We start from the raw sequence: 25,838 nt of genomic DNA, 5'->3' as shown, positions 1-25,838 counted from the left end.
ACTAGAGTGAGGCCTCGATGAACGCTCCCAGGCGCGCCGCGAGGCGCCGTGCCCCGCACCCCGCGGCCGCACCTCTGCGGGTCGCGATCGCGGCATTGACCACGGCCCTCGGCCTGAGCGCGACCGCCCTCGGGGCGGTGTCCCTGCGGATGGCTCGCACCGTCGTCACCCCCGCGGGCCGCGTTCCCGATGTCGAGCTGGTGGGTCTGGATGCCGCCGCCCAGACGGTGACGCTGCGGCGCACGCCCGATACGGCGCTCCCGGGGAGGTACGGTCTGTTCACGACGGGCAGCACGTCCTACCTCCGCCTGGGCTCGGTGGTCAAAGAGGATGAGGCGAGCGTCACGCGCAAGCTCCTCACCCACGTACCGGCCGACGCACAGCTCGCTCCCGCCGCCGCGTTCAGCGGCTGGTACTACGACGAGCCCGACGACCTGCAGATCCCGTACCGCAACGCCTTGATCGGCACACCGGTCGGACCGTGCCCCGCCTGGGAGTTCCCCGCCGCCGTCGATACCGACGTCTGGGTCATCCAGGTGCACGGTCGCGGCACCACCCGCTCCGAGACGCTGCGCGCCGTCCCCGTCTTCCACGAGCTCGGCATCACGAGTCTGCTCGTGTCGTACCGCAACGACGGAGACGCACCGCGCAGCCGCACGGGCACCTACGGGCTCGGCGCGACCGAGTGGCGCGACGTCGACGCGGCGATCGGCTACGCGCGCCGACAGGGCGCCCGTCGCATCCTCCTCATGGGCTGGTCGATGGGAGGCGCGATCTGTCTGCAGACCGAGTTCTCGTCACCCCATCGCGACGTCATCGCCGGCCTCATCCTCGAGTCGCCGGTGGTCGACTGGCGCACGGTTCTGCGCTACCAGGGGCAGCTCATGCGCCTGCCCTCGCCCGTGCTGGCCTTCGCGCAGCAGATCCTCGGCTCGGACTGGGGCGCGATGCTGACGCGGAGTGGCTCGGCGATCCCCCTCGACCGGCTCGACGCCGTCGCCCGCGCGACGGAGCTGCGGCATCCGGTCCTCATCCTCCATAGCGACGACGACGGTTTCGTGCCGAGCGACGCATCGCACGCCCTCGCCGAGGCCCGCCCCGATCTGGTCATCATGGAGACCTTCACGGTCGCCCGCCACACCAAGCTGTGGAACTACGACGAGGCACGCTGGAGCCGGGTCATCCGGGACTGGGTTCGCAGCCACGGATTCGCCGCCGAAGAGTGAGGCGGATGCCGCGCGTCAGACGCCGGTCTTCGCGCGCACCTGGCGCTTCGCGCGCATGAGCATTCCCGTCATCCCGGCGATCCGCAGGGGACTCACCGCGCGGGTGAGGCCGATGCTCTGCGGGAAGTCGTCGGGCACGGCCAGCACCTCGTCGGTCGACAGCCCGGTCAGCCCCTGCGCCAGGATGCTGGCGAACCCTCGCGTCGTCGGCGCTTCCGCCGGAGCCGTCGCGTGCATCGCCACGACTCCGTCCTCATCGACGTCGACGACGATGTAGACCGGCGACTGGCACTCTGCCACGCGCTCGCACATCTCGGGATGGTCGGCGTACCGCGCGGGCACCTCGGGGAGTTCGTGCGAAAACTCCAGGAGCAACTGGAGACGGTCGGGCTCGTCGAGCTCGAGGAACTCGTCGCGGATCTCGGCGAGGCGGGCGGGGAGGGCGGTGTCGGACATCACCGTCATCCTCCCACGCCCGTGACGCGTCGGCTCAGCGGCCGGGGACCTCGCCCGGCTCGGAACCCGAGACGATCGGCACGCGCACCGCGCTGCCCCACTCGGTCCATGAGCCGTCGTAGTTGCGCACGTCATCGAAACCGAGCAGGTGCTTGAGCACGAACCACGTGTGGCTCGAGCGCTCGCCGATGCGGCAGTACGCCACGATCTTGTCGCCGTCCTTCAGTCCCGCGCCGTCGCGGTAGATGGCATCCAGCTCTTCGCGCGACTTGAACCCCCCGTCTTCGGCCACGGCCTTGGCCCACGGGACACTCTGCGCGCTCGGGATGTGACCGGCGCGCAGAGCACCTTCTTCGGGGTAGGCGGGTGCGGAGGTGCGCTCACCCGAGTACTCCTCGGGGGAGCGGACGTCGATGAGCGGGTTGCCGAGGTGCGCCAGCACGTCCTCCTTGTAGGCACGGATGAGGGCGTCGTTGCGCTCGACCACGGGGTACTCTGTCGCCTCGCGCTCCGTGCGGTCCGTGGTGAGGGGACGCCCCTCGGCGATCCACTTGTCGCGGCCGCCGTCCAGCAGCCGCACGTCCTCGTGGCCGAAGAGCGAGAACACCCACAGGGCGTAAGCGGCCCACCAGTTGTTCTTGTCGCCGTAGATGACGACCGTGTCGTCGCGAGAGATGCCCTTGCGGCTCAGCAGCGCCGCGAACCCTTCGCCGTCGACGTAGTCGCGCACGACCGGGTCGTTGAGCTCGGTGTGCCAGTCGACCTTGACGGCCCCCGGGATGTGGCCGGTCTCGTACAGCAGCACGTCCTCATCGGATTCCACGACCACCAGGCCCGGCTGGCCGAGGCGTTCCTGCAGCCAGTCGCCGGTGACGAGGCGGCCGGGTTCGGCGTACGCGGCGAACTTTGGGGAGCTTGTGTCGAACTCGACGGTCACGGTGTCTCCTCGGTCGGGGTGGGGGAGCGGGCGGCGTAGGGTGGACACCGCTCCTTCGACCCTAGGACCGCCGCGTCGAAGCAGACACCCCTCCGTAAGACTGCGACACAGGACGGCCATGACTTCTACGCCCGCGACGACCGGCGTCGTCCACCTCATCGATCGCGAGCCGGCCGTCTCGGGCGCCGAGATGGTGAGCGCACTCGTGCCGCCGCCGCAGTTCGACGGAGCGACGTTCGAGTCGTATCGGGCGGATGCCGCCTACCCCTCGCAGCAGGAAGCGAAGGAGCTGCTGCAGGCTTTCGCGGGGCGGCAGAGCGCGCCCGCGAAGAAGGGCGGCTTCTTCCGGCGCGCCGAGAAGACCCCGCCGGTCAAGCCGGGCGTGTACCTCGACGGCGGCTTCGGCGTCGGCAAGACCCACCTCCTCGCCGCGATCTACCACGCCATGCCTGCCCGCCGGAAGTACTTCGGCTCGTTCATCGAGTACACCGCGTTGGTCGGCGTCCTCGGGTACGCCAAGGCGGTCGAGCTGTTCCGCGGCTCCGACCTGCTGTGCATCGACGAGTTCGAGCTCGACGACCCGGGCGACACGATGGTCATGACGCGGTTGCTCGGTGAGCTGGTGGCATCCGGAACCCGACTGGCCGCGACCTCGAACACGCCGCCCAACGCTCTGGGAGAAGGACGCTTCGCGGCCCAGGACTTCCTGCGCGAGATCCAGTCGATGGCCGACAGCTTCCGGACGATCCGCATCGACGGCACCGACTTCCGCCAGCGCGCGATCGACGGGGAGGCCCGGACGCTCTCGGATGCCGACTACGCCGAGGCGATCGAGGCGGCCGGTGCGCGCGGCGTCGCCACCGACGACTCCTTCGCGGCCGTCGTGAGTCACCTCGCACGGGTGCACCCGTCGCGATTCATCCGCCTCATCGACGGCGTCGACACGATCGGACTGCGCGACGTGCAGGTGCTGCACGACCAGTCGGCGGCGCTGCGACTGGTCGCTTTCGTCGATCGCGCCTACGACGCGCAGATTCCCATTCGTGCCACGGGCGCGCCCTTGAACACGGTGTTCAGCGAGGAGATGCTCGCGGGCGGCTACCGCAAGAAGTATCTGCGGGCCGTATCGCGTCTGGTCGCCCTGACGCACTCCTGAGCGACCGCTTCATCGACGCTTCGCGGTGCTGCGAAACGCGATGTTTACACGGACTCCGTGCCTGTAACGCACTCGAAACACGACTCGAACGCCGGTGGAAACCGGGGCTGGGAACACTGAGGGGACCCGACGCTACACCTGCGTCCCTGCAGAGAGGTTCTCTTCGAGATGGATCAAGGCAACACCGCATTCATCCTGATAGCAGCGGCACTCGTGCTGCTCATGACGCCAGGACTCGCGTTCTTCTACGGCGGACTCGTCAAGGCCAAGAGCGTCATCAGCATGATGATGATGAGCTTCGGCGCCATGGGACTCATCGGAGTCCTGTGGGTGCTGTACGGCTACGCGATCGCCTTCCCCGCCACGGAGGAGGGAACCACTCAGTTCCCCTGGGCGATCGACTTCAACGAGCTCGGCCTGTCGGGGGTCCTCGAGACGCCGGAGGGCGCGGCCTACCCGCCCCTGGCCTTCGTCGCCTTCCAGGCCACATTCGCCATCATCACCGTCGCGCTCGTCTCGGGCGCCATCGCCGACCGCGCGAAGTTCGGCTCCTGGATGGTCTTCGCCTTCGTGTGGGCGACGGTCGTCTACTTCCCGGTCGCCAGCTGGGTCTTCAACTTCGGTCTCGCCGATGACGCCTCGTTCTCGTACGGCGGATGGATCACCCACGGCATGCAGGACGTCTTCGGCGTCGGCGCGATCGACTTCGCCGGTGGTACGGCCGTTCACATCAACGCCGGTGCGGCTGCCCTCGCCCTCGCCCTGGTGCTCGGCAAGCGGGTCGGCTTCCAGAAGGGCGCCCACGTCCCCCACAACCCGCCGTTCGTGCTCCTCGGCGCCGGCCTGCTGTGGTTCGGCTGGTTCGGCTTCAACGCCGGTTCGGAGCTCGCTGCCGACGGCACCGCCGCTCTCGCGTTCGTCAACACCATCGCCGCTCCCGCGGCGGCTCTGCTGGCCTGGCTGATCGTCGAGAAGTTCAAGGACGGCAAGCCCACGTCCGTCGGTGCCGCTTCGGGTGCCGTGGCCGGTCTGGTCGCCATCACCCCTGCCTGCGCGTCGCTGACGCCGTTCTGGGCCATCGTGCTCGGTCTCGTCGCCGGTGCCGTCTGCGCGCTGGCCATCGAGCTGAAGTTCAAGCTCGGCTTCGACGACTCGCTCGACGTGGTCGGCATCCACCTCGTCGGTGGTCTGATCGGAACCCTGTACCTCGGCATCTTCGCCAACGGCACGGGCCTCATCTACAGCGGTTCGCTCACGCAGCTGCTGGTCCAGGCGATCGCGGCCTTCGCGGTCCTCATCTACTCGTTCGTGCTCGCCTACATCATCGGCTTCGCGATCGAGAAGACCATGGGCTTCCGTGTGAAGAACGAGGACGAGATCGCCGGCATCGACACCGTCGTGCACGGCGAGGAGGGCTACGTCCTCACCGACAGCCGCGGCTGACACACCTCATCGGAACGGGGCGTCACGGATTCATCCGTGGCGCCCCGTTCTTCGTGCGCCCGGCGGCGCCGGCCGCGCTGTCTAGGGTGTGAGCATGGGAACAGCCACGCGCCTCGTCTCCGCCCTCCTGCGGGCCTTCCGGCCGTCGACAGCCTCGCGACCCGCTCCCCGCGCGCCGCGGCAGAGCCCGGGGGCTCAGGGGATCGCGACCGTGGAGGTCGCGCCTCCCCAACGCATGACGTTGTCGTACGCGCCGAACCGCGACGGCGCCCCCGACGGCGGCGAGATCGTGTGGACGTGGGTGCCCTACGAGGAGCGCGACGGGCGCGGCAAGGACCGGCCTGTCCTCATCATCGGTCGAGCGGATGCCACCCGCTCCTACGCCGTACGCCTGACCAGCAAGCCGCACGCCGGCGACCGCGACTACCTGGCGCTCGGCGCGGGGGAGTGGGACCCGCAGGGCCGCCCGTCGTGGGTTGACATCGAACAGCTCTACCTCGTGCACGACGCGGGCATGCGCCGCGAGGCCGCGGCCCTGGACCGCCGCCGCTTCGACGCCGTGGCATCCGCCCTTTCCGCTCGGTACGGGTGGCGGGTGGGGTGACCGCGAAACCGCATCGCGCTGACATCTGCCGCGCACGCTGCCGGTGACTTGTCAGCGCGATGAAGTCTCGCGATACCGGGCGGTCGCATCAACGACGAAGCCCCCGGCGAACCGGGGGCTGTGTGGTGGGCGATGCCGGACTCGAACCGACGACCTCTTCCGTGTGAAGGAAGCGCGCTACCAACTGCGCCAATCGCCCAACGTCCCGAACGGGACTCGACTACCTTACCGGATCAGCGAGGCCCGATCCGACCATCTCGGAGGACACGCGCGGGACGCGTCGGGTTTTGCGCACGCCCCGGAATCGGGTAATGTCTTACGAGTGCTCGGGGCAAGCCCCGGGAACGAAATGCGGATGTAGCGCAGTTGGTAGCGCACAACCTTGCCAAGGTTGGGGTCGCGAGTTCGAGTCTCGTCATCCGCTCGAGTGTGAAGATCGCCGTCAGGTCCCGACGGAGGATCACGACACGTGGGTCGAACCACACACGGTGGCGTGGCCGAGCGGCTAGGCACCGGCCTGCAAAGCCGTTTACACGGGTTCGAATCCCGTCGCCACCTCGCTCACAACTGAACAGCCTTTATAGGCGCGATTGGCGCAGCGGTAGCGCGCTTCCCTGACACGGAAGAGGTCACTGGTTCGATCCCAGTATCGCGCACCAGAAAAGCCCCGGAGTACCGGGGCTTTTTGCTTGTCTGGGCCGTGGTGTCGGACATACATGGGACAGCGCCAGGCGAGAATCAGCCCGTGGGAGACACCCGTTGGCTGACGTACCGCGAAGCAGCGCGCCGAGTGCGTCGCGACGTGCGCACCGTGCAGCGCTGGCGAGCAGCAGGGATGCCGATGCGATGGCGCGACGGCGAGCGTGTCGTCGACGAGGAAGTTCTCCTGGCCTGGTGGCGCGACCGGCTCGACGCGTGGCCGGCTCACCAATACCGGCTGCGGCGGATTGTAGACGGACTGAACCCCTAGATCATGCCCACGGCGGTGACCAATTCTCGCGCTCGGCGAGCTCATCGAACGGCATGACGAACGCTGCCTCGAGTTCTCCTCCCCGTTCCAGATCCGTGATGCGCGACCCCATCACCTCGAGTGGCGTCGTCGAACTGTCGGGCCAGGCCAAGTCACGTCTGATCGCTAGGAGGAGGTCCGCGGTGAGGCGCATCATGATCGCAGGCGGCGGGCCTGTCGTCGATCCGCGCCGAAAGCGGTAGAAGGCCTGAACCACGTCGTCAGACCCCCAGACCGTGACGAAGTTCTGGAAGTCCGCGATCACCGGCTCCATTCCCGCGAGCGCCGCCTGCTGGCGCGCGGGCGTGAGCAGGTCGCCGAGCGTGGAGACGAACGGGAGGTAGACGTCCGCGCGCCGTGCCGCAGTTCGCTCTTCGAGGGCAAGGAGGCGAGCTGCTTTACCCTCTGCCAGGCGAGCACGAGCAGCGAATCGCGCCGCGAGAATTGCAGCGGCGATGCTCGCGAGAGCTGGAACACCGATCGCCACGATCTGCAGCCATAGAGGAGTCGACGACATGAGTGGACGCTACCGCTTCCACTTTCTCTCGCGCCGATCCGCCTGGACCTCGATGGCAGGTGCATAGGCGTTGCCGATCGCCGAGCCGCGGAGCTCACCGCGGCACCAGCGCCGAAGGACCTGAGCCATGGCCTCGACGCCCACAGACGCGAGAGCGGTGTTCTCTTGTTCGCTGATCGCCTCGAACGCGAACGCCGTCACCTGCTGCAGCTCGTCTACGTCGCGGCGCGAAGCGGTCAGCAGCAGCCGCTCGATCGCGAGGACGCCCTCAGCATGAGCGACCGTGAAGAGCTCCCCGTCACCGCGCATCCTCGCGTGCAGGAGGCGGATGCAGACCTCGAGTAACGCGCCTGCTTCTTGCCGCTGACGCTCCGCTATCGCCTCACGCCGTCGAGCACGTGACGATAGCACCGGGACCACGGCCGTCGCCGCAGCGCCAAGACCGGCGCCGATCAGTGCTGCAAGTGTTGGATCCACGCGCGGAAGGGTCAGACGACGGTGAGGCCGGCGGACTCGTACGCGCTCGGCTGCACCTCGGCGAGGGCGATCGGGATGTTGTGGGTGAGTGAGAAAACGACTCGACCCTGGTCAGTGTCGACAGTCCAGAGCGCGCGGGCACCGGGCGCCGTCAGCATCTGACCGATGTCGTTCGCCGCCTTCGTGAGGTCGAGGTCTGGTGCGATGAAGGTGTTGCCGTCGTAGTAAATCTTTGTGGCCATGGCGTGAATGCCTTCTCTAATCGCGGGGTCAGCGTCGGTGTCGCTGTAGGCCCCCGCCAGCGACTCTAGAGCCAGCCGCCGACACGCCTAACTCGCGGGTGCGACAGGGGTGTGCTCGTCGACCAGTTCGCACCAGGTGTCGAGCTGCTGCTCGAGCTGGACGCCGAGCGTGATGATGTCGCCCCACTCGTCAGCCGCCGCGGCGACCGCCAGCCGCTCGATCGCCGTGTTGACCTCCGCGCCGGCCCGCTGCAGCGCGTCGAAAGCCGGGACCGGCACCACGAACGGCGCGCCGGCCGCCTTCGAGCTGCGGCCGGCCTCGTGCACCCTCTGCGCCTCCCTGCAGGCGGCGTCGATCGGCTCCCTGTCGCGGAGGTGCCGGCGATAGGCGGGGTAGATGCCGCAAGCGGCTCTCGGGCGGGGCATCATGCCCTCAAATCAGGGTGAGCGCGATTCAGCGTCGCGTTCGAATTCGTGAGGGGGGACTTTTGCCAGGCTCCGCAGGGCACCTGGCAGTGACCGGCGTTCGGGGTCTCCCCCCAGGGGTGTCGGGGGGTGTCGGTAGCGTGTGCGGCAACCAGCACCGACAGGGGGACACGTCATGAGTTCATCCAGCAACGGCAGCAGTGCAGCGACCTACGCGCGCCGCGCACGACTCGCGGCACACGACGAGGTGACCGAAAACCTCGCGAAGGCGGTCGAGTACTTGGGCAGCGCCGTCGCCGACCTCGGCCGAGAGCTTGACCAAGTGCGTCGCCAGATCGACTGAGCTCACGACGTCGGCGCGGGTAGCGGCTCGAATGTCCAGCCCTCACGGCCGGTCGATCGTCTCTGTTAGCGTCGGCTCATGGACGGATCCGGTTTCGAGAACTCGCACAGAGGGCAGGTCCGGTTCTGGTTGTGGCTCGTCGCCGGTGTCGTGGCCGTCACCGGGATCGTCCTCGCGGTCATCATGCAGTCGTGGCTGCCGTTGCTCTGCATCGCCGGCCTCGCCGTTCCGCTCCTGCCGGTTCCGGCCGACCGACGCTGATTCGCGACCCCGAGCCTCACCCGCGGCCGGTGTCCGAGACGGCCACCGTCGCGGTGCCGAGGATGGTCAGGCTCCCGCGCCTGGAGCGTTCAGCCGAGGCGCGCCCTACCGTTCGTCCCCGATCGACCGCGGGCGCGCGCGTCGCGTCGCCTTACGCATCGGTCCGCGCGCGTCGGCATCCGGCGTCTCTTCGATGGACGAGCTCGACCGTGCCGGTTCCACCGGCTGGCGCGCCGACTCTCGCATGCCCGCCGTCGCACCTCTGAGATACCAGCTCACCGGCAATTCCCGCGTACCGAACCACCCGCGACGGGACCGGATGATGGTGAACCCCCGGTCCCGCAGGGCGGCAGCCTGGTTCCCTGTCATGACGGTGGGGGAGATACGGACCCAGCCCGTACGGAAGTCGTAGGCGTGGGTCGCGATGTGGTGGCGAGACATGCGAACCTCCTCCATCGAGGGTCGCACGGCCCTTCGCCGCCGGCGAGGCGCGGCATGTTCCATTCACGTGAACAGTTCACGACGCCGCGGAAACAGGGCACGCCGCGCGCCACATGCAACCCCACCGCCGGTCGAGATGGTGCCGGTAGCGTCGCCGTATGACCATCCCCGACACCCTGTGGCGTGAAATCGCGTCCGCACCGTTCGTCTCGCTCACGACCTTCCGACGCAACGGCGCCGAGGTCGCCACGCCGGTCTGGATCGCGCGCGACGGGGACGAGCTCGTCGTCACCAGCGAACGCAACACCGGCAAGGTCAAGCGGCTTCGCAACGACGATCGGGTCATCCTGCGCCCCTGTTCGCGGATGGGGGCCGTCGCACCAAATGCCATCACCGTGCACGCCCACGCGCGGGTCGCCGGCCCGAGCACCGAGGACTCACGCGCCGATGCCGCCCTGCGCCGCAAGTACGGGTGGCAGTTCCGCGCCATCATCGGGTTCGAGGCGCTGCTCCGTCGCGTCCAACGCCGCCCGGGCGACCGTGTGATCCTTCGCATCTCCCGCGCGAGCTGACAGTGCGCGATACGGCCATACCCACCAAACGCACTCGACGCAAGAGGGTTTGCGTTCGGTGAGGGAGCGCGAGAGCGTGGGCACGAAGCGGTGACACCCCCCGGAACCCGCGTCCCCATTCTTGTCAGGAATGCGCGGCCGGGCTGTCCCCAGGAGGTTTCCATGGGCAAGTTCGTGTACGACGGCAACATCAAAGTGGAATTCGAAGATCGTCTTCTCGCGCATCTGCAGGCGGTGATTATGGCGAAGGTTCGCCGTGGCGAGAGTTTTCCCTTCACGTGGAAAGACGACATCAGCATCGGTGGTGGCCGGACGACGGTCTACATCCACCCGCACGTGTCGCTCGTGTTCAAGTACCACGGGAGCCGCAATCCCCAGTTGAGCAACGCGTGGTTGCAGGCCCTGACCTACAACGCCAACTCCGGGCGAGGTCTCTATGTTGTGCCCGAGCCGGATGACCACAGTGCGCGCGAGGCGGGCCCGCGTGAAGAGATGGTTTTCCGCGAGGTTCCCAACCCGAACGCCCCGGTGCCCGAGCCCGCCCACAGCTGACACTGCGGGGAATGCGCACGTCGCGTTCTCGTGTTGTGGAGGTCATGACGAATTGGAACGCGGCGCGGCCCTTCTTCGAGACGACAGCGGTCGCCCATCTGTCGACCCTGATGAGCGACGGTTCTCCGCACTCGGTGCCGGTGTGGATCGCCGTCGAAGGCGAGCGCCTCGTCTTCTTCACCGAGATCGACGCGCTGAAGGATAAGAACCTGCGCCGCGATCCGCGGGTCGCCGTCTCCGTGACCGCCGTAGACGACCCGTTCGCGATGGCATTCGTGCGCGGCGTCGCGGTCGAACGGCGAGAGGGCGATGACGCCCTCCCCATCGTCGATCACGTCGCGCGTGTGTACACCGGTCGCCCCTACCCGATGCGCGAAGGCCTGGCCGCGTGGGTGATCGAGCCGCGCCGGGCGTGGGCACGGGCGTACGAGAGCTGAGCTATCCCGCGGCCAGCGGGAGCACCGCAAGAACGAGGATGAGCGGGGCGATCACCGCGCCGATGAGCACGAAACGACTCCAGCGCACCCGAACGCCCGCCGCCACCAGACGGTCATGCCACAGCAGCGTGGCGAGCGAGGCCCACGGGGTCACGATCGGCCCGGCATTCACACCGATGAGAAGGGCGGCGAGCCGCACGGGCGAGCCGGCCACCGATTCCATCGCCAAGTAGGCGGGCAGGTTGTTGATGCCGTTCGCCGCGAGGGCGCCGACACCGGCGAGCTGCCACAGCGAGACGAGGTCGTCGCCGGACCCGGCGAGCACCGAGGTCACCCGCCCGATACCGACGGCCTCGAGAGCCCCCACCGCGAGGAACAGACCCCCCGCGAACACCAGGAGCGACCAGGGGACGAGACGGATGCCAAGGGCCCGCGGTGCACGCCACGCGAACACGACGATGAGCACGACGGCGGCCGCGAGTGCTGGCATCCAGGGTTCCAGTCCGATCACCAGGAGCGGGAGCAGCGCGACCGTGACGACCGCGGAGACGCGCAGCAGCACCGGATCCGCGACGGCGGGGGCCGTGGCATCCGGGTAGGTCCGTGGCAGCTTCCGCAGGAACACGGACGTGAGGACCGCGACCGATACCGCGATCGCGATGAGCGCCGACGGCCCGAGGAGGGTGAGGAACGCGATGGGGTCGTGTCCGCCCAGCGCATCGGAGGCCAGCAGGTTCGTCAGGTTCGACACGGGCAGCACGAGAGAGGCCGTGTTGGCGAGCACGACCGTGACGAACGCGAAGGGGAGCGGATCGAGCTTCCGGGTGACCGCCATCGCCACCACGACCGGCGTCAACAGGACGGCGGTGGTGTCCAGGGACAAGAAGGCCGTCGCCACCGTGGCCAAGGCCAGCACCAGCACCCACAGCCACATGGTCCGGCCCCGCGCGAGCCGCGCGAGGCGTGCAGCGACCACGTCGAACAGCCCCGCCTTGGATGCCAGTTCCGCCACGATCGTCACGGCGACGACGAACAGCAGGATGGGCCACACGCGGTCGGCGACGGCGAGGGCCTCGTCGCCGGGGAGGATACCGACGGCGAGAGCGACGATGCCGAGGAGCCACAGCACGCCGCCGATGATGGCCAGAGTCACCGCTCCACTATGGGGCACCGGGCGTGCCGTCGAGGTCACGCCCGGCGGGTAGCCTGGAACCGACCCATCCAGGAGACCGCCTTGACTGATGCCGCCCTGCCGTCGGAGCAGACCTATCCCGCCGACGGCTTCGCCCTCTTCCCCGACCGTTCGGTCGTCGCCCTGCGCGTGAACGGTGAGCTGAAAGACCTCGCCACGACCGTCACGGCCGACGACGAGGTCGAGCCGGTCACGATCGACAGCGCCGATGGCCTCTCGATCCTGCGGCACTCGACGGCGCACGTGCTCGCCCAAGCGGTGCAGCGGGTCAAGCCGCAGGCGAACCTCGGCATCGGCCCGCCCGTCACCGACGGGTTCTACTACGACTTCCAGGTCGACGATCCGTTCACTCCGGAAGACCTCAAGGTCATCAAGAAGGAGATGGAGCGCATCGTCCGCGAGAACCAGCGGTTCGTCCGCCGCGTGGTCACCGACGACGAGGCGCGGGCTGAGCTCGTCGACGAGCCGTTCAAGCTCGAGCTCATCGGCTTGAAGGGCGGATCCGCCGAGGCCGCCGAGGGCGCGAGCGTCGAAGTGGGCGCGGGCGAGCTGACGATCTACGACAACGTCAACCGCGACGGCGAGACGGTGTGGAAAGACCTCTGCCGAGGCCCGCACGTCCCCGGCACGCGCCTCGTCGGCAACGGCTGGGACCTCACCCGCATCGCCGGCGCGTACTGGCGCGGCAGCGAGAAGAACCCTCAGCTGCAGCGCATCTACGGCACCGCGTGGGCGACCAAGGACGACCTGCGCGCGTACCAGCACCGTCTCGAGGAGGCCGCCAAGCGCGACCACCGCAAGCTCGGGAAGGACCTCGACCTCTTCTCGTTCCCCGAGGAGATCGGGCCGGGCCTCTCGGTGTTCCACCCCAAGGGCGGCATCATCCGGTACGAGATCGAGCGCTACATGCGCGAGCGGCTCCTCGCCAGCGGCTACCAGGTGGTGAACACGCCCCACATCACGAAGGGCGACCTGTTCATGACCAGCGGCCACCTGCAGTGGTACGCCGATGGCATGTACCCCCCGATGGTGCTCGACGAGGTGGTGGATGCCGACGGGCACGTGTCACGCGAGGGCCAGGAGTACTACCTGAAGCCCATGAACTGCCCGTTCCACAACCTCATCTTCCGCTCGCGCGGACGCAGCTACCGCGAGCTGCCGCTGCGCCTGAGCGAGTTCGGTTCGGTCTACCGCTACGAGAAGAGCGGAACGCTCGCGGGCCTCACACGCGTGCGCGGGATGACGCAGGACGACACCCACATCTACGTCACCGCCGACCAGGTGAAGGCGGAACTCACGCACAGCCTCGACTTCGTGCTGCAGACCCTGCGCGACTACGGGCTGAACGACTTCTACCTCGAGCTGTCGACGAAGGAAGAGGGAAACCCGAAGTTCATCGGTGACGACGCCCTGTGGACCGAGGCGACCGACACCCTCCGCGAGGTGGCCGAGGCCTCCGGCCTCGAGCTCGTGCCCGACCCGGGCGGCGCGGCGTTCTACGGCCCGAAGATCTCCGTGCAGGCGCGCGATGCGATCGGCCGGACGTGGCAGATGTCGACGATTCAGCTCGACTTCAACCAGCCCGAACGCTTCGAGCTGGAGTACACGGGGCCCGATGGTGAGAAGCACCGCCCCGTGATGATCCACCGCGCGCTGTTCGGCTCGGTCGAGCGCTTCTTCGCGATCCTGCTCGAGCACTACGCCGGCGCGTTCCCCGTGTGGCTCTCGCCCGTGCAGGTGGTGGCCGTCCCGGTGGCGGCGGAGTACGGCGAGTACCTCGACGGCATCGTCGCGGAACTGCGCACCAAGGGCGTGCGCGCCGAGGTCGACCACAGCGACGACCGCATGCAGAAGAAGATCCGCACGCACACCACGCAGAAAGTTCCGCTCCAGCTCATCGCGGGCGAGGCCGACCGCGCGGGAGGCACGGTGTCGTTCCGGTTCCGCGACGGCACGCAGCTCAACGGCATCCCGGTCGATGAGGCCATCGCCCGCATCACCGGAGCGATCGCGGCGCGGACGCTCGTCGACACGGCCGAGGACCTCGCGTGACGACCGACCAGGATGCCTCCGCGGCCGGCGATGCCGAGATCATCGCGGCCGCGGAGCTCCCGGGCGTGCCGGACGAGTTCCAGCGGCTGTGGACCCCGCACCGCATGGCCTACATCCAGGCCGGACGCGAGCCGATGGAGCTGAACTGCCCGTTCTGCGCCGCTCCGGGCAAATCCGATGAGGACGGGCTGATCGTCGCGCGTGGGACGACCGCCTACGTTCTGCTGAATCTGTTCCCGTACAACTCCGGGCACCTGCTCGTGTGCCCGTACCGCCACATCGCGACGTACGACCAGGCCACCGAGGAAGAGGTCGCCGAAATCGGCGCCCTCACGCAGCAGGGGATGCGCGTGCTGAGGGCGGTGTCGCGCTGTGACGGCTTCAACCTGGGCATGAACCAGGGGGCGATCGCCGGCGCCGGCGTCGACGCTCATCTGCACCAGCACATCGTTCCGCGGTGGGCGTCGGATGCCAACTTCTTCCCGATCATCGCCAAGACCAAGGCCCTCCCGCAGCTTCTCGGAGACGTCCGCCGCGCCGTGGCCGAAGCCTGGGACGCCTGACGACTCCACTGCAAGCCCACCCGGGGTCGCGTCCCACGACGCTACGGTGAGGAGATGAAGGCTCGCCTGCGTCCCCTCGCCCTCTCCCTCGTCCTCGTCGCGGCGCTCGGCACGACAACCGGATGCATCCGGCTCCCGAGCCCGCTCGGACCCGATGCAGCAGGCGCGCCGCTCACCGCACCGGCCGAACCATCCGACCCCGCGCCGCTGCCCGACGACCCGACGAGCCCGGGCACGGACGACGACCTCGACGACCCGTTCGCCGAGCGCGAGCGCTTCTTCGAAGAACAGCAGCTTCCTCTGGACGGCACCCCGCTGGTCGCGGTCACCCCCGCGCAGAAGCAGTTCATCGACGAGCAGAAGGCCTACGCCCAGGAGCAGGGCGTGGAGTGGACGGCCCAGGACGAGAGCCTCTCGCTCGCCCTCGTCGCGGATGCGTGCGAGACGGCGATCCTCAGTTCACACGTGGTGGATGCCACCACGCTGCAGGCCCACGTCGCCACCTCGCCGATCTTCGCCCAGCTCGTCCCCGCCGAACTGCAGGGGAGCGAGCGCACGGCGGCCGAAGCCCCGATCGCGAGCCTCATGGTCTACGGAACGACGTTCCTGTGCCCCGACGACGGCGACGCGTGGATCGACGCCTACACGGAGGTCTACGGCGGCTGACTCCCCGCCGCCGAGGCGCGAGTTGCCAAGATTTGTCGCCCGGGCGCAGCCTCGGGCGACAAATCTTGGCAACTCGCGCCCGGTAGAGGTCAGCGCAGCTGACGGACGGAGAACTGGAGGCGCGGGTGCGCGTAGGCCTCCTGGGACTCGACGAGCCGCAGCTCGCGGGAACCGGACTCGTACGTGTTCGAAAGCAGATCGAACACGCTCGACGCGGTGCGCGCGAGAGCGTCGGCGGCATCCCCCGTCCGACGGAAGTGCGCGGTGAACAACGCAGCGGTCACGTCTCCGGAGCCGTTCGCCTTCATCGGGATGAGCGGGGTCTGCACGATCCACGCACCCGAGTCGTCGACGACCATCATCTCGATGGTGTCCGGCTCACGGTCGGGGCGCTCGACGCTCGTGACCAGCACCGTGCGCGGCCCGCGCGCGCGGACGAGGTCAGCCGACTCCAGGGTCGACTCGATGCTCCCCGGGTCGGTCCCGGTGAGGAATCCCAGCTCGAACTGGTTGGGCGTGATGATGTCGGCGACGGGGACGACGCGCTCCCGCAGCAGCTCGGGAATGGCCGGGGCGACGAAGCATCCGGACTTCGCATTGCCCATCACGGGGTCGCACGCGTAGACGGCATCCGGATTCGCCTTCTTCACTCGGGCCACCGTGTCGATGATCACGTCGGCGATGCCTTCGCCGCCCTGATAGCCCGACAGCACGACGTCGATGTCGCCGAAGACTCCGCGCTCTTCGATCCCCGTGATGACGTCGGCGACGTCGGCGGGAGAGATGAGCGGACCTCGCCACGCGCCGTACCCGGTGTGGTTGGAGAAGTTGACCGTGTACACCGGCAGCACCTCGACCCCGATGCGCTGCAGCGGGAAGACGGCGGCGGAGTTTCCGACGTGGCCGTAGGCGACGGCGGACTGGATCGAGAGCACCTTCATCCCTCGATCCTCCCACCTCGTGCGGACGGGCGGAGCGCGGCCACGGCGCTGGAGAGGTCGTCGGCGAGCGACGCCGCCTCGGCATCGTCGAGCTGATGCACGGTGAGACGGAGGTAGTCGCCGGCGGCCTCGGGGGAGAGGAAGAAGTGGTCCCCGTCGCGGACGAGCCACCCCCGCCGCATGAGGTCTTCACGCACCTGGGCGGCCGGTGCCGGGAGCGGCACCCACAGGTTCAGGCCATCGCCCACGACGAGAGGGAGTCCGCGCGCGGTCAGGGCCGCAGCGAAGGCGTCGTTGCGTCGCGCGTAGTGCGCCGCCGCCCGGTCGATACCGGCACGGACTTCCGGGTCGGTGACGAGAGCGAGCGTCAGACGTTGCAGGATGTGACTCACCCACGTCGTGCCGGGGGTGAGACGCAGCGCGAGGCGTTCGGCGGTTTCGACATCGGATGCCACGACGGCCAGGCACATGTCGGGTCCGAGGAACTTCGACACCGACCGGATCCGCGCCCACCGCTGCTGCGTCTCGCCGATCACGGAGTGCAGCGGCGCCCGTGAGAGCAGAGAGAAGTGGTCGTCCTCGATCACCAGCACGTACGGATGGTCGGCGAGCACCGCCCGGAGCTGCGCGGCGCGCTCCGCGGTGAGGCTCGCACCGGTGGGGTTGTGGGCGCGCGGCGTGCAGATGACCGCCCGAACGCCGTCCGCGAGCGCGGCACGCAGCCCGTCGACGGTCATGCCCTCGGCATCCACCGCGACCGGCACCGCGCGGTAGCCACCCTGCCGCACGGTGTGCAGGGCGGAGAGGAAGCACGGGTCTTCCAGCGCGACGGCATCCTCGCGCTGCAGGGCCAGGGCGAGCAGGCGCTCGATCGCGTCGCTCGCGCCGCTGGTCACGGTGATGCGCGGGGCACCGGAGGGAAGGCCCTCGGCCATCCATTCGCGCGCCCACGCCTCGAGCCCGGGGTCGACGACCGGCTCGCCGTACAGCACGGGGCGGCCGGAGCGAGCGAGCGCCGCGGCCGGGTCGGGGATGAGCGCCGGATCGGGGTTTCCGGTGCCGACGTCGCGCAGCACCGTCCCGGCGGCATACCCCTCCTGGGCCACGGGCGCGTGTCCCGCGACCCGTGTGCCACCGCGCCCGCGCGCCACGACGAGCCCCGCCTGCGCGAGAAGGCGGTACGCCGCGACGACCGTGTTCCGGTTGACGCCGAGCTCCGTCGCCAGCGCCCGCACGGGCGGCAGCGCATCGCCGGCCTGGAGGTGGCCGCGCTCGATGCGCTCGCGCAGACTCGCGGCGATCTCGGATGCCGAGCGCCCGATGATGTCGACGGCCATGCGCCCCCTTTCGCTTCCTTCAGCCTATGTCCTGCGTCATGCTACGGTTTGGCCTAAGCCAAACAAAGCGCCCCGAAGCGCGAAGGGAATCGACAATGACCGACACCGGAACCTCCCGCGTCAAGCGCGGACTCGCCGAGATGCTCAAGGGCGGCGTCATCATGGACGTCGTCACGGCCGAGCAAGCCCGTATCGCCGAGGACGCCGGCGCCGTCGCTGTCATGGCGCTCGAGCGCGTGCCCGCCGACATCCGCGCCCAGGGCGGCGTGGCGCGCATGAGCGATCCCGACCTGATCGACGACATCGTGGCATCCGTCTCGATCCCGGTGATGGCGAAGGCGCGCATCGGACACTTCGTCGAGGCGCAGATCCTGCAGGAGCTCGGCGTCGACTACATCGACGAGTCCGAGGTCCTCTCGCCGGCCGACTACGTCAACCACATCGACAAGTGGAACTTCACCGTGCCGTTCGTGTGCGGCGCCACCAACCTCGGCGAGGCCCTGCGCCGCATCACCGAGGGTGCGGCCATGATCCGCTCGAAGGGCGAAGCCGGCACCGGTGATGTCTCCGAGGCGACCAAGCACATCCGCACGATCACCGGCGAGATCAACGCGCTGCGCGCCAAGACGAAGGACGAGCTCTACGTCGCCGCCAAGGAGCTGCAGGCACCGTACGAGCTGGTCGCCGAGATCGCCGAGACCGGGAAGCTCCCCGTGGTGCTCTTCACCGCCGGGGGAGTGGCCACCCCCGCCGACGCCGCCATGATGATGCAGCTCGGCGCGGACGGCGTCTTCGTCGGCTCGGGCATCTTCAAGTCGGGCAACCCGGCGCAGCGCGCGGCGGCGATCGTGAAGGCCACCACCTTCCACGACGACCCCAAGATCGTCGCCGAGGCCTCGCGCGGTCTCGGCGAGGCGATGGTCGGCATCAACGTCGCCGATCTGCCCGCACCGCACCGCCTGGCCGAGCGTGGCTGGTAACAGCCCCCGCGTCGGCGTCCTCGCCCTTCAGGGCGACGTCCGTGAGCACCTTCACGTGCTCGCGGACCTGGGCGCCGACGCTCGGCCCGTGCGGCGGGCGTCAGAACTCGCCGAGGTCGACGGACTCGTCCTCCCCGGCGGCGAGTCGAGCGTGATCGATAAGCTCTCCCGCGCCTTCGACCTGCGCGACCCGATCCGCGCGGCGATCGCCGACGGCATGCCCGTGCTCGGCACGTGCGCGGGTCTCATCCTGCTGGCCGACCGCCTCGACGGCGCCATCGAGGGTCAGCTGACCTTCGGGGGCCTCGACGTGCGTGTCCGGCGCAATGCCTTCGGCTCCCAGGCGCAGTCGTTCGAGACCGACCTCGACGTCCCCGCCCTCGGCGATCCGCCGGTCCACGCCGTCTTCATCCGTGCGCCCGTGGTGACCGAGGTGGGACCGGATGCCACCCCGCTCGCGAGTCTGCCCGATGGACGGGTCGTCGCCGTCGAGCAGAACAACCTGCTCGGGCTGTCGTTCCACCCCGAATCCACCGGCGAGACGCGCTTCCACGCCCGGTTCCTCCACCGCGTCCGCAATCGCGCCGGGGTCTCGGCGCCCTCGTTCTAGACTGGAACTCATGTCCGGACACTCCAAATGGGCCACGACCAAGCACAAGAAGGCGGTCGTCGACGCCCGCCGCGCCAAGTCGTGGGCCAAGCTCATCAAGAACATCGAGGTCGCCGCCAAGCTCGGCGGGCCGGACCTCCAGGGCAACCCGACGCTCTTCGACGCGGTGCTCAAGGCCAAGAAGACCTCGGTCCCCAAAGACAACATCGACCGCGCCATCAAGCGCGGCGCCGGCATCGGCGGCGAGGCCGTCGAGTACTCCTCGATCATGTACGAGGGCTACGGCCCCAACGGTGTCGCGTTCCTCATCGAGTGTCTGACCGACAACAAGAACCGCGCCGCCGCCGAGGTCCGTACGGCGCTCAGCCGCAACGGCGGCACCCTCGCCGACCCGGGGAGCGTCGCGTACAACTTCAGCCGCAAGGGCGTCATCGTCGTCCCCTCCGAGGGAACGACCGAGGATGACGTCATGCTCGCGGTCCTCGAAGCCGGCGCCGAAGAGGTCGAACCGCACGGCGAGGGCTTCGGCGTCATCACCGAGGCGAGCGACCTCGTGACCGTCCGCTCTGCGCTGCAGGAGGCCGGCATCGAGTACGACTCCGCCGACGTGGAGTTCGTCCCCTCGCTCAAGGTCGAGGTCGACGCCGACACCGCGCGCAAGGTGTTCCGCCTCATCGACGCGCTCGAAGACAGCGACGACGTGCAGAACGTGTACACGAACTTCGACCTGACCCCCGAGGTGCAGGCCGAGCTCGAGAACGACGAGTAGGGCGCGCCCTGCTCGACTCCACGACCCCCGCGCGTAGCGTGGGGGTCGTGTCTCGTTCGCTGCGTGTCCTCGGTATCGACCCGGGCCTGACGCGCTGCGGCATCGGCGTCGTCGACGTGTCACCCGACCGCACGGCGTCGCTCGTGCACGTCGGGGTCGTGCGCTCCGCCGTTTCCGATCCGATCGAGAAGCGGCTCGCCACGATCGCGGCCGGCATCCGCAGCGTGCTCGCCGCGCACGGTCCGCACGTCGTCGCCGTGGAGCGGGTCTTCGCCCAGAACAACCGGCACTCGGTCATGGGAACCGCGCAGGCGAGCGGCATCGCGTTGCTTCTGGCGGCGGAGCACGGCATCCCGGCCGCCACTCACACCCCCAGCGAGGTCAAGGCCGCCATCACCGGGTACGGCTCGGCGGACAAGCTGCAGGTGCAGACGATGGTGGCACGCGTGCTGCGCCTCGAGGCACTTCCGCAGCCGGCGGACGCGGCCGACGCCCTGGCCCTCGCGCTGTGCCACGCCTGGCGCGGGGGACCAGCGACACCCGCAACCAGTGGCGCCCTGACCCCGGCGCAGAAGGCCTGGCGGGATGCCGAGAAGCGGCAGGCACCCCCCGCGGCGCGTGTCGCTCGAACAAAGGTCCGAACGGGCGCGTAGGCTCGACGCATGATCTCTTCGCTGCAGGGCGCGGCCGCGCACGTCGGCGACGACACGCTCGTCGTGGTCGTCGGGGGAGTCGGGCTCTCCGTCGCCGTGACGCCGCAGGTGGCCCGCACGACCCATGTCGGCGACCCGGTGCACCTGCACACGCATCTGGTCGTTCGGGAGGACGCACTGTCGCTCTTCGGCTTCGAGACCCGCGAAGAGCTCACCGTGTTCACGCAGCTGATCGGGGTGACCGGGGTGGGCCCGAAGTCCGCGATGGGTGTGCTGTCGTCTTTGACAGTCCCGCAGATCGCCCAGGCGGTGACCGACGACGACGATGCACCGTTCAAGCGCGTGTCGGGAATCGGCCCCAAGACCGCGAAGCTCATCGTCGTGCAGCTGGCCGGCAAGCTGGCCGTTGCGCCCGCACAGGCGCCGGCCGCGGTGGCCCCGCACGGGCAGATACCCGTCCAGGTGACGCAGGCGCTGGTCGGACTCGGCTGGAGCGAACGCGTGGCCGCCGAGGCCGTGGCATCCGTCGCGGAGAACGCCGCCGAGGCCGACCGCGCCTCGGTCCAGGCGTTGCTCCGACTGACGCTCGCGCTCCTCGGCCCCGCGCGCAAGGAGCCCGTCGGTGGCTGACGTCGTGCGCGACGCGGGCACACCCGACGACGAGACCGAGCTCGCGATCGAAGGCGCCCTGCGGCCGACGTCGCTGAGCGAGTTCGTCGGTCAGCAGAAGGTGCGCGGACAGCTGCAGCTCCTGCTCGACGCCGCCCGCATCCAGCAACGCTCGCCCGACCACATCCTGCTGTCCGGCCCTCCCGGTCTGGGAAAGACGACGCTCGCGATGATCGTGGCGCACGAGAGCGGGCGTCCGCTGCGCCTCTCGAGCGGACCGGCGATCCAGCACGCCGGCGACCTCGCCGCACTGCTGTCGTCACTGACGCCGGGCGAAGTCCTCTTTATCGACGAGATCCACCGCATGGCCCGCTCGGCCGAAGAGATGCTGTACCTCGCGATGGAGGATTTCCGCATCGACATCATGGTGGGGAAGGGCGCGGGTGCCACGAGCATCCCCCTCGACCTCGCGCCGTTCACCCTCGTGGGCGCCACCACGCGCGCAGGCCTCCTCCCCAACCCCCTGCGCGACCGCTTCGGTTTCACCGCGCATCTGGAGTACTACGAGCCGGAGGAGCTCGAGCGCGTCGTCTCGCGCTCGGCATCCATGCTCGACGTGGGGCTCCCCGGCACCGCTCGTTCCGAGATCGCCCGCCGCTCGCGCGGCACCCCCCGCATCGCCAACCGGTTGCTGCGGCGTGTGCGCGACTACCTCGTCGTCCACGGCCCCTCGACGGGCGCGGAGGCCGGCGACGCCGACGTGCGCACCGTCGACGCGGCGCTCGACCTGTATGACGTGGATGCCATCGGCCTCGACCGCCTCGACCGGGCGGTGCTCGACGCGCTCGTGCGACGCTTCCGCGGAGGTCCCGTGGGGCTCAGCACGCTCGCCGTCGCGGTGGGGGAGGAACCCGAGACCATCGAGTCCGTGGTGGAGCCCTACCTCGTGCGCATCGGGTTCATGGGACGCACACCGCGGGGCCGAGTCGCCACACCCGAGGCGTATGACCACCTCGGCGCTCCTCACCCGGACGGACTGCTCCGATTCAGTCAAGGGGGATGACCTATACTCGGCGAGGGATTCCCCGACCCCTCCAGGCAGTGCCGCACGGCGCGCCTGAATCGAAAGGTGCACCGCCTCCATGGATTTCGCGAACTTCTTCGCCAACTACGGCCTGATCATCCTGCTGATCGGCCTGCTGGTCTTCATGTTCTGGAGCTCGCGTCGCCGCATGCAGAAGCAGAAGCTGGAACTGGAAGAGAAGGCGCGGCAGACCGTGCCCGGCGCCGAGGTGCTGCTGCAGGGCGGCCTGTACGGCACGGTCGTCGAGTACGACGGGGAAGACCTCGACAAGCCCGCCCAGGTCGAGATCGCCCCCGGTGTGGTCATCAAGGTCCACAGCCAGGCCGTGCTCCGCGTCGTCAACCCCGCTCAGGGCTACGTCACCGAAGACGAGTTCATCGAGGCGGAAGAGACCGAGGCCGAGTACATCGCCGGTGTCGCCGACGGTGACATCACCTCGATCAGCGACGACCACCGCGCCGCCCGCCAGGCCGAGACCGACCGCGACGACAAGGACCGTCCGCAGGTCTGACGCCCGCTTTCGCTTTTTCCGTTCACCGCCGCACAGAAAGCCGACCACGTGGCGCCCTCGACTCCCGTCCGCCACGCCTGGCGCGTGCTGACCGGCCTGCTCGCCATCACCGGCGTGCTGTTCGGCATCAACGCGCTGGGCGTGTACACCTTCCAGGCCAGTTCCTGGACCCCCGACCTGGCGCTCGACCTCCAGGGCGGCACGCAGATCATCCTGTCGGCGCAGACCGTCGACGGCAGCGATCCCGACGCCGAACAGCTCGAGCAGGCGGTGGCGATCATCCGCCAGCGTGTCGACGCGTCGGGCGTCGGCGAGGCCGACGTGGCGACCGAGGGTGGGCGCAACATCGTCGTGCAGATCCCCGGCCAGGCCGATGAGGCGACGCGTCAGCGCATCCAGAGCTCGGCGCAGCTGCAGCTGCGGCCCGTGCTGTTCGCCGGGTCTCCCGCCACGTCGTTCGTCGGCGAGGACGGCAACTCCACGCCGTACCCGACGCCCGACCCGAGCCTGCCGGCGACACCCACCGCGTCGCCGACGAACGCGAGCGACCCGGCGTACATCACGCCCGCGCTCCAGGCGCAGTTCCTCGCCTACGACTGCGCCAACCCGCCGACCGACCCCGCGCAGGCTCCGGCCGACCAGCCGATGATCACCTGCGGCGTCGACGACGGGCAGAAGTACATCCTGGGGCCGGTCGAGCTCGACGGCACCGACATCACGGATGCCACGAACGGCCAGGAGCAGAACACGGGCCGCTGGGCGGTCAACCTGGCCTTCAACGACCAGGGCACGCAGACGTTCGGCGAGATCAGCCAGCGCCTCTACGGCGCACAGCCCCCGCTGAACCAGTTCGCGTTCGTGCTCGACGGGTCGGTCCTCTCGGCCCCGTCCATGAACGGCATCATCCTGGACGGCCGGCCCAGCATCACGGGCAACTTCACGCAGGAGTCGTCGAAAGCCCTCGCCGATCAGCTGAAGTACGGCGCGCTGCCGCTGAGCTTCGAGGTGGTCAGCTCCGACACCGTCTCGGCCACTCTCGGATCGCAGCAGCTGCAGGTCGGCTTCCTCGCGGGCCTCATCGGTCTCGGACTGGTCGCCGTCTACTCGCTCGTGGTCTACCGCGCGCTGGGGACGGTGATCATCGCCTCGCTCGGCGTGATGGCGGTCCTCACCTACGTGACGCTCTGCATCCTCGCCTGGCGCATGGGCTTCCGCCTGTCGCTGGCCGGTGTCGCGGGCCTCATCGTGACCATCGGGTTCACCGCCGACTCGTTCATCGTCTACTTCGAACGCATCCGTGACGAGCTGCGCGACGGCAAGTCGATCACCGCCGCGGTCGAAGACGGCTGGGCGCGCGCCAAGCGCACGATCTACATCTCGAAGTCGATCAACATCCTCGCCGCCGTCGTGCTCTACATCCTCGCGGATGCCACGGTGAAGGGCTTCGCGTTCACGCTGGGCCTCACGACCGCGATCGACATCCTGATCTTCATCCTCTTCACCCACCCGGTTATGCAGCTGCTGGCACGGACGCGGTTCTTCGGCTCGGGTCACCCGCTGTCGGGCATGGACCCCGCCGCTCTCGGCGCCGTGTATCGCGGTCGTGCCCAGTTCCGCGCCCCCGCGGCGGCGGTCTCGGGCCGGGCCTCGCGGTCCCGCGCCGAGGCGCAGCGCCGTCAGACGATCGCCGAGCGCAAGCGCGCTGAGCTGGCCGCCGCGCAGAGCAGTAGCCGCCCCACGAAGGAGGGAGACGACTGATGCGCTCCATGACGCAGCTCGGCAACGACCTCTACTCGGGAAAGACGTCCTTCCCGTTCGTCCAGCGTCGTCGCCTGTGGTTCATCATCGCCGCCGTCCTGGTGATCGGTGCGGCCCTGGTCCCGCTCCTCCGCCCCATCCAGTTCTCGATCGAGTTCACGGGTGGATCGCAGTTCACCGTCTCCAACCCCGCGTCGTTCGACCAGGCGATCGCCACCGAGGCCGTGGCATCCGTGGTTCCGGATGCCGCGACCCGCGTGACCACCATCAGCGATCAGGCCGTGCGGGTGCAGACCGACCAGCTGAACGATGAGCAGACGCAGGACGTCTCCGCCGCCCTGGCCGAGGGGTACGGGGTCCCGACGTCGGAGATCACCAACTCGTTCATCGGACCGACGTGGGGCGCCGACGTCACCCGCCAGTCGCTGTGGGGCCTGGCGATCTTCCTGGCCCTGACGTTCGTCATCCTGGCGGTGTACTTCCGCACGTGGAAGATGTCGGTCGCCGCGATCATCGGCCTGGTCGACGTGCTGGTCATCACGATCGGCGTGTACGCGATCTTCGGTTTCGAGATCTCGCCCGCCGCCGTCATCGGATTCCTGACGATCCTGTCGTACTCGCTGTACGACACCACGGTCGTCTTCGACAAGGTGCGCGAGAACACGAGGGACGACGGGGAGATCTCCGGTCGGACCTTCGCGGAGTCGGTCAACCTCGCGGCGAACCAGACACTCATCCGCTCGATCAACACCACGGTCGTCGCGATCCTGCCGGTGGGCGCGATCCTCTTCATCGGGGTTCCGCTCGGCGCCCGGACGCTCAGCGACATCTCGCTGTCGATCTTCGTCGGCACGATCGTCGCCGCGTACTCGACGCTGTTCGTCGCCGTCCCGCTCTACGCGCTGCTGCGCGAGCGCGAGCCGTCGATGAAGGAACGGGACGCCCGCGTGCTCGCCGCGCGCGAGAAGGCCGGTGTCCCCGCCTGACGGCGGGCACCGGCCTCGCCCGGCGTAG

Annotated in this window: 32 protein-coding genes and 4 tRNA genes; 26 read left to right on the top strand and 10 right to left on the bottom strand. The window is 69.0% G+C overall.

Going from position 1 to position 25,838, the window contains the following annotated elements; translation table 11 throughout:
• Positions 1 to 17 precede the first annotated feature (17 nt).
• On the top strand, positions 18 to 1,226 hold the full coding sequence (locus P5G46_RS01035; protein WP_408904775.1) for an alpha/beta hydrolase family protein: 1,209 nt from the start codon (positions 18 to 20) through the stop codon (positions 1,224 to 1,226).
• A 15-nt stretch (positions 1,227 to 1,241) separates the two neighbouring features.
• Here P5G46_RS01035 and P5G46_RS01030 read toward each other — a convergent pair whose 3' ends face one another.
• Positions 1,242 to 1,682, bottom strand: coding sequence for a SufE family protein (locus P5G46_RS01030; protein WP_239275236.1), 441 nt, complete (start codon positions 1,680 to 1,682; stop codon positions 1,242 to 1,244).
• 34 nt (positions 1,683 to 1,716) lie between these two features.
• Positions 1,717 to 2,619, bottom strand: a complete 903-nt coding sequence (locus P5G46_RS01025) for a sulfurtransferase (protein WP_408904774.1) — start codon at positions 2,617 to 2,619, stop codon at positions 1,717 to 1,719.
• Between the two features lie 118 nt (positions 2,620 to 2,737).
• Between P5G46_RS01025 and zapE the strand changes: the two genes are divergently transcribed.
• The 3 genes from zapE to P5G46_RS01010 all read left to right on the top strand — a co-directional run bounded on the left by zapE (position 2,738) and on the right by P5G46_RS01010 (position 5,822).
• Entirely contained in the window at positions 2,738 to 3,775 is a 1,038-nt protein-coding gene (gene zapE, locus P5G46_RS01020) for a cell division protein ZapE (RefSeq protein WP_239275232.1), read from the top strand.
• A 168-nt stretch (positions 3,776 to 3,943) separates the two neighbouring features.
• Entirely contained in the window at positions 3,944 to 5,218 is a 1,275-nt protein-coding gene (locus P5G46_RS01015) for an ammonium transporter (protein ID WP_375095609.1), read from the top strand.
• A gap of 94 nt (positions 5,219 to 5,312) precedes the next feature.
• Positions 5,313 to 5,822, top strand: a complete 510-nt coding sequence (locus tag P5G46_RS01010; protein ID WP_408904773.1) for a type II toxin-antitoxin system PemK/MazF family toxin — start codon at positions 5,313 to 5,315, stop codon at positions 5,820 to 5,822.
• A gap of 123 nt (positions 5,823 to 5,945) precedes the next feature.
• On the opposite strand, the gene P5G46_RS01005 is transcribed toward P5G46_RS01010, so the two are convergent.
• Positions 5,946 to 6,021, bottom strand: a tRNA-Val gene (locus tag P5G46_RS01005).
• Positions 6,022 to 6,173: 152 nt separating this feature from the next.
• Here P5G46_RS01005 and P5G46_RS01000 point away from each other — a divergent pair.
• The 4 genes from P5G46_RS01000 to P5G46_RS00985 all read left to right on the top strand — a co-directional run bounded on the left by P5G46_RS01000 (position 6,174) and on the right by P5G46_RS00985 (position 6,792).
• A tRNA-Gly gene (locus tag P5G46_RS01000) sits at positions 6,174 to 6,246 on the top strand.
• Positions 6,247 to 6,309: 63 nt separating this feature from the next.
• Positions 6,310 to 6,380 (top strand) — tRNA-Cys (locus P5G46_RS00995).
• A gap of 26 nt (positions 6,381 to 6,406) precedes the next feature.
• A tRNA-Val gene (locus P5G46_RS00990) sits at positions 6,407 to 6,481 on the top strand.
• Positions 6,482 to 6,567: 86 nt separating this feature from the next.
• Positions 6,568 to 6,792: a hypothetical protein gene (locus P5G46_RS00985; protein WP_408904772.1), complete on the top strand. Its 225-nt coding sequence runs from the start codon at positions 6,568 to 6,570 to the stop codon at positions 6,790 to 6,792.
• 1 nt (position 6,793) lies between these two features.
• Here the strand turns inward: P5G46_RS00985 and P5G46_RS00980 are convergent, their stop codons facing one another.
• Entirely contained in the window at positions 6,794 to 7,348 is a 555-nt protein-coding gene (locus P5G46_RS00980) for a hypothetical protein (RefSeq protein WP_408904771.1), read from the bottom strand.
• A 165-nt stretch (positions 7,349 to 7,513) separates the two neighbouring features.
• Between P5G46_RS00980 and P5G46_RS00975 the strand changes: the two genes are divergently transcribed.
• Positions 7,514 to 7,693: a hypothetical protein gene (locus P5G46_RS00975; protein ID WP_408904770.1), complete on the top strand. Its 180-nt coding sequence runs from the start codon at positions 7,514 to 7,516 to the stop codon at positions 7,691 to 7,693.
• Positions 7,694 to 7,836: 143 nt separating this feature from the next.
• Here the strand turns inward: P5G46_RS00975 and P5G46_RS00970 are convergent, their stop codons facing one another.
• On the bottom strand, positions 7,837 to 8,067 hold the full coding sequence (locus P5G46_RS00970; RefSeq protein ID WP_408904769.1) for a hypothetical protein: 231 nt from the start codon (positions 8,065 to 8,067) through the stop codon (positions 7,837 to 7,839).
• 87 nt (positions 8,068 to 8,154) lie between these two features.
• Complete coding sequence (locus P5G46_RS00965; protein WP_408904768.1) at positions 8,155 to 8,394, bottom strand: hypothetical protein; 240 nt, start codon at positions 8,392 to 8,394, stop codon at positions 8,155 to 8,157.
• Between the two features lie 274 nt (positions 8,395 to 8,668).
• Here P5G46_RS00965 and P5G46_RS00960 point away from each other — a divergent pair, with 274 nt between their 5' ends.
• Both P5G46_RS00960 and P5G46_RS00955 read left to right on the top strand, forming a co-directional pair.
• Entirely contained in the window at positions 8,669 to 8,836 is a 168-nt protein-coding gene (locus P5G46_RS00960) for a hypothetical protein (RefSeq protein ID WP_408904767.1), read from the top strand.
• 78 nt (positions 8,837 to 8,914) lie between these two features.
• Positions 8,915 to 9,097, top strand: a complete 183-nt coding sequence (locus tag P5G46_RS00955) for a hypothetical protein (RefSeq protein ID WP_408904766.1) — start codon at positions 8,915 to 8,917, stop codon at positions 9,095 to 9,097.
• 105 nt (positions 9,098 to 9,202) lie between these two features.
• Here the strand turns inward: P5G46_RS00955 and P5G46_RS00950 are convergent, their stop codons facing one another.
• Positions 9,203 to 9,538 (bottom strand): hypothetical protein, encoded by a 336-nt coding sequence (locus P5G46_RS00950; RefSeq protein WP_408904765.1) that lies wholly within the window; start codon positions 9,536 to 9,538, stop codon positions 9,203 to 9,205.
• A 158-nt stretch (positions 9,539 to 9,696) separates the two neighbouring features.
• Here P5G46_RS00950 and P5G46_RS00945 point away from each other — a divergent pair, with 158 nt between their 5' ends.
• The 3 genes from P5G46_RS00945 (at position 9,697) to P5G46_RS00935 (ending at position 11,099) form a co-directional block, all read left to right on the top strand.
• Positions 9,697 to 10,110, top strand: coding sequence for a PPOX class F420-dependent oxidoreductase (locus P5G46_RS00945; protein WP_408904764.1), 414 nt, complete (start codon positions 9,697 to 9,699; stop codon positions 10,108 to 10,110).
• A gap of 162 nt (positions 10,111 to 10,272) precedes the next feature.
• Positions 10,273 to 10,662, top strand: coding sequence for a DUF7882 family protein (locus tag P5G46_RS00940; protein ID WP_408904763.1), 390 nt, complete (start codon positions 10,273 to 10,275; stop codon positions 10,660 to 10,662).
• 44 nt (positions 10,663 to 10,706) lie between these two features.
• On the top strand, positions 10,707 to 11,099 hold the full coding sequence (locus P5G46_RS00935; protein ID WP_408904762.1) for a TIGR03618 family F420-dependent PPOX class oxidoreductase: 393 nt from the start codon (positions 10,707 to 10,709) through the stop codon (positions 11,097 to 11,099).
• Position 11,100: 1 nt separating this feature from the next.
• Here P5G46_RS00935 and P5G46_RS00930 read toward each other — a convergent pair whose 3' ends face one another.
• Positions 11,101 to 12,252, bottom strand: a complete 1,152-nt coding sequence (locus tag P5G46_RS00930) for an SLC13 family permease (protein WP_408904761.1) — start codon at positions 12,250 to 12,252, stop codon at positions 11,101 to 11,103.
• 81 nt (positions 12,253 to 12,333) lie between these two features.
• Between P5G46_RS00930 and thrS the strand changes: the two genes are divergently transcribed.
• Genes thrS through P5G46_RS00915 form a run of 3 tightly spaced genes read left to right on the top strand, consistent with a single transcriptional unit; the run spans position 12,334 to position 15,572 of the window.
• A complete protein-coding gene (gene thrS / locus P5G46_RS00925) occupies positions 12,334 to 14,343 on the top strand; it encodes a threonine--tRNA ligase (protein WP_408904760.1) in 2,010 nt (669 codons plus the stop codon).
• On the top strand, positions 14,340 to 14,906 hold the full coding sequence (locus P5G46_RS00920) for an HIT family protein (protein ID WP_408904759.1): 567 nt from the start codon (positions 14,340 to 14,342) through the stop codon (positions 14,904 to 14,906). Before thrS ends, P5G46_RS00920 begins: the two co-directional genes overlap by 4 nt.
• A 54-nt stretch (positions 14,907 to 14,960) precedes the next feature.
• Complete coding sequence (locus tag P5G46_RS00915; protein ID WP_375095619.1) at positions 14,961 to 15,572, top strand: hypothetical protein; 612 nt, start codon at positions 14,961 to 14,963, stop codon at positions 15,570 to 15,572.
• Between the two features lie 89 nt (positions 15,573 to 15,661).
• Here the strand turns inward: P5G46_RS00915 and pdxY are convergent, their stop codons facing one another.
• Both pdxY and P5G46_RS00905 read right to left on the bottom strand, forming a co-directional pair.
• The gene (gene pdxY, locus P5G46_RS00910) at positions 15,662 to 16,513 is read right to left on the bottom strand and encodes a pyridoxal kinase PdxY (protein ID WP_408904758.1); all 852 of its coding nucleotides are present in this window, start codon (positions 16,511 to 16,513) and stop codon (positions 15,662 to 15,664) included.
• The gene (locus P5G46_RS00905) at positions 16,510 to 17,850 is read right to left on the bottom strand and encodes an aminotransferase class I/II-fold pyridoxal phosphate-dependent enzyme (RefSeq protein ID WP_408904757.1); all 1,341 of its coding nucleotides are present in this window, start codon (positions 17,848 to 17,850) and stop codon (positions 16,510 to 16,512) included. Before P5G46_RS00905 ends, pdxY begins: the two co-directional genes overlap by 4 nt.
• Before the next feature lie 95 nt (positions 17,851 to 17,945).
• Between P5G46_RS00905 and pdxS the strand changes: the two genes are divergently transcribed.
• The 9 genes from pdxS to secF all read left to right on the top strand — a co-directional run bounded on the left by pdxS (position 17,946) and on the right by secF (position 25,810).
• Positions 17,946 to 18,830 (top strand): pyridoxal 5'-phosphate synthase lyase subunit PdxS, encoded by an 885-nt coding sequence (gene pdxS, locus P5G46_RS00900; RefSeq protein ID WP_228162827.1) that lies wholly within the window; start codon positions 17,946 to 17,948, stop codon positions 18,828 to 18,830.
• On the top strand, positions 18,820 to 19,440 hold the full coding sequence (gene pdxT, locus P5G46_RS00895) for a pyridoxal 5'-phosphate synthase glutaminase subunit PdxT (RefSeq protein WP_408904756.1): 621 nt from the start codon (positions 18,820 to 18,822) through the stop codon (positions 19,438 to 19,440). The genes pdxS and pdxT overlap by 11 nt, the downstream gene beginning before the upstream one ends.
• 10 nt (positions 19,441 to 19,450) lie before the next feature.
• A complete protein-coding gene (locus P5G46_RS00890; protein ID WP_239275207.1) occupies positions 19,451 to 20,209 on the top strand; it encodes a YebC/PmpR family DNA-binding transcriptional regulator in 759 nt (252 codons plus the stop codon).
• A 47-nt stretch (positions 20,210 to 20,256) separates the two neighbouring features.
• Positions 20,257 to 20,862, top strand: coding sequence for a crossover junction endodeoxyribonuclease RuvC (gene ruvC, locus P5G46_RS00885; protein WP_408904755.1), 606 nt, complete (start codon positions 20,257 to 20,259; stop codon positions 20,860 to 20,862).
• 9 nt (positions 20,863 to 20,871) lie between these two features.
• Complete coding sequence (gene ruvA, locus P5G46_RS00880) at positions 20,872 to 21,492, top strand: Holliday junction branch migration protein RuvA (protein ID WP_408904754.1); 621 nt, start codon at positions 20,872 to 20,874, stop codon at positions 21,490 to 21,492.
• Positions 21,485 to 22,534 carry a Holliday junction branch migration DNA helicase RuvB gene (gene ruvB, locus P5G46_RS00875; protein WP_239275203.1) on the top strand — a complete coding sequence of 350 codons (1,050 nt, stop codon included), beginning with the start codon at positions 21,485 to 21,487 and terminating at the stop codon, positions 22,532 to 22,534. Before ruvA ends, ruvB begins: the two co-directional genes overlap by 8 nt.
• 79 nt (positions 22,535 to 22,613) lie before the next feature.
• Positions 22,614 to 23,066 carry a preprotein translocase subunit YajC gene (locus P5G46_RS00870; RefSeq protein ID WP_375095626.1) on the top strand — a complete coding sequence of 151 codons (453 nt, stop codon included), beginning with the start codon at positions 22,614 to 22,616 and terminating at the stop codon, positions 23,064 to 23,066.
• Between the two features lie 48 nt (positions 23,067 to 23,114).
• Positions 23,115 to 24,824, top strand: coding sequence for a protein translocase subunit SecD (gene secD / locus P5G46_RS00865; RefSeq protein WP_239275199.1), 1,710 nt, complete (start codon positions 23,115 to 23,117; stop codon positions 24,822 to 24,824).
• The gene (gene secF / locus P5G46_RS00860; RefSeq protein ID WP_239275197.1) at positions 24,824 to 25,810 is read left to right on the top strand and encodes a protein translocase subunit SecF; all 987 of its coding nucleotides are present in this window, start codon (positions 24,824 to 24,826) and stop codon (positions 25,808 to 25,810) included. Before secD ends, secF begins: the two co-directional genes overlap by 1 nt.
• Positions 25,811 to 25,838 lie beyond the last annotated feature (28 nt).

It is taken from the genome of Microbacterium mcarthurae, from assembly GCF_046064585.1.
In the GTDB taxonomy this organism is placed as follows: Bacteria; Actinomycetota; Actinomycetes; order Actinomycetales; family Microbacteriaceae; genus Microbacterium; species Microbacterium mcarthurae.
Note: the sequence above shows the minus strand (reverse complement) of the source record. Positions and strands in the feature narration are given on the sequence as shown.

Excerpts from the sequence above, each read along its gene's own strand:
- P5G46_RS00870 (WP_375095626.1), top strand. The coding sequence starts at position 22,614 with ATGGATTTCGCGAACTTCTTCGCCAACTACGGCCTGATCATCCTGCTG.
- P5G46_RS00960 (WP_408904767.1), top strand. The coding sequence starts at position 8,669 with ATGAGTTCATCCAGCAACGGCAGCAGTGCAGCGACCTACGCGCGCCGC.
- P5G46_RS00955 (WP_408904766.1), top strand. The coding sequence starts at position 8,915 with ATGGACGGATCCGGTTTCGAGAACTCGCACAGAGGGCAGGTCCGGTTC.
- P5G46_RS00970 (WP_408904769.1), bottom strand. The coding sequence starts at position 8,067 with ATGGCCACAAAGATTTACTACGACGGCAACACCTTCATCGCACCAGAC.
- pdxS (WP_228162827.1), top strand. The coding sequence starts at position 17,946 with ATGACCGACACCGGAACCTCCCGCGTCAAGCGCGGACTCGCCGAGATG.
- P5G46_RS00935 (WP_408904762.1), top strand. The coding sequence starts at position 10,707 with ATGACGAATTGGAACGCGGCGCGGCCCTTCTTCGAGACGACAGCGGTC.
- P5G46_RS00915 (WP_375095619.1), top strand. The coding sequence starts at position 14,961 with ATGAAGGCTCGCCTGCGTCCCCTCGCCCTCTCCCTCGTCCTCGTCGCG.
- P5G46_RS00940 (WP_408904763.1), top strand. The coding sequence starts at position 10,273 with ATGGGCAAGTTCGTGTACGACGGCAACATCAAAGTGGAATTCGAAGAT.
- P5G46_RS01035 (WP_408904775.1), top strand. The coding sequence starts at position 18 with ATGAACGCTCCCAGGCGCGCCGCGAGGCGCCGTGCCCCGCACCCCGCG.
- ruvA (WP_408904754.1), top strand. The coding sequence starts at position 20,872 with ATGATCTCTTCGCTGCAGGGCGCGGCCGCGCACGTCGGCGACGACACG.
- secF (WP_239275197.1), top strand. The coding sequence starts at position 24,824 with ATGCGCTCCATGACGCAGCTCGGCAACGACCTCTACTCGGGAAAGACG.
- P5G46_RS00950 (WP_408904765.1), bottom strand. The coding sequence starts at position 9,538 with ATGTCTCGCCACCACATCGCGACCCACGCCTACGACTTCCGTACGGGC.
- pdxY (WP_408904758.1), bottom strand. The coding sequence starts at position 16,513 with ATGAAGGTGCTCTCGATCCAGTCCGCCGTCGCCTACGGCCACGTCGGA.
- P5G46_RS00905 (WP_408904757.1), bottom strand. The coding sequence starts at position 17,850 with ATGGCCGTCGACATCATCGGGCGCTCGGCATCCGAGATCGCCGCGAGT.
- P5G46_RS01015 (WP_375095609.1), top strand. The coding sequence starts at position 3,944 with ATGGATCAAGGCAACACCGCATTCATCCTGATAGCAGCGGCACTCGTG.
- P5G46_RS00945 (WP_408904764.1), top strand. The coding sequence starts at position 9,697 with ATGACCATCCCCGACACCCTGTGGCGTGAAATCGCGTCCGCACCGTTC.
- P5G46_RS01030 (WP_239275236.1), bottom strand. The coding sequence starts at position 1,682 with ATGTCCGACACCGCCCTCCCCGCCCGCCTCGCCGAGATCCGCGACGAG.
- zapE (WP_239275232.1), top strand. The coding sequence starts at position 2,738 with ATGACTTCTACGCCCGCGACGACCGGCGTCGTCCACCTCATCGATCGC.
- P5G46_RS00980 (WP_408904771.1), bottom strand. The coding sequence starts at position 7,348 with ATGTCGTCGACTCCTCTATGGCTGCAGATCGTGGCGATCGGTGTTCCA.
- P5G46_RS01010 (WP_408904773.1), top strand. The coding sequence starts at position 5,313 with ATGGGAACAGCCACGCGCCTCGTCTCCGCCCTCCTGCGGGCCTTCCGG.
- P5G46_RS00890 (WP_239275207.1), top strand. The coding sequence starts at position 19,451 with ATGTCCGGACACTCCAAATGGGCCACGACCAAGCACAAGAAGGCGGTC.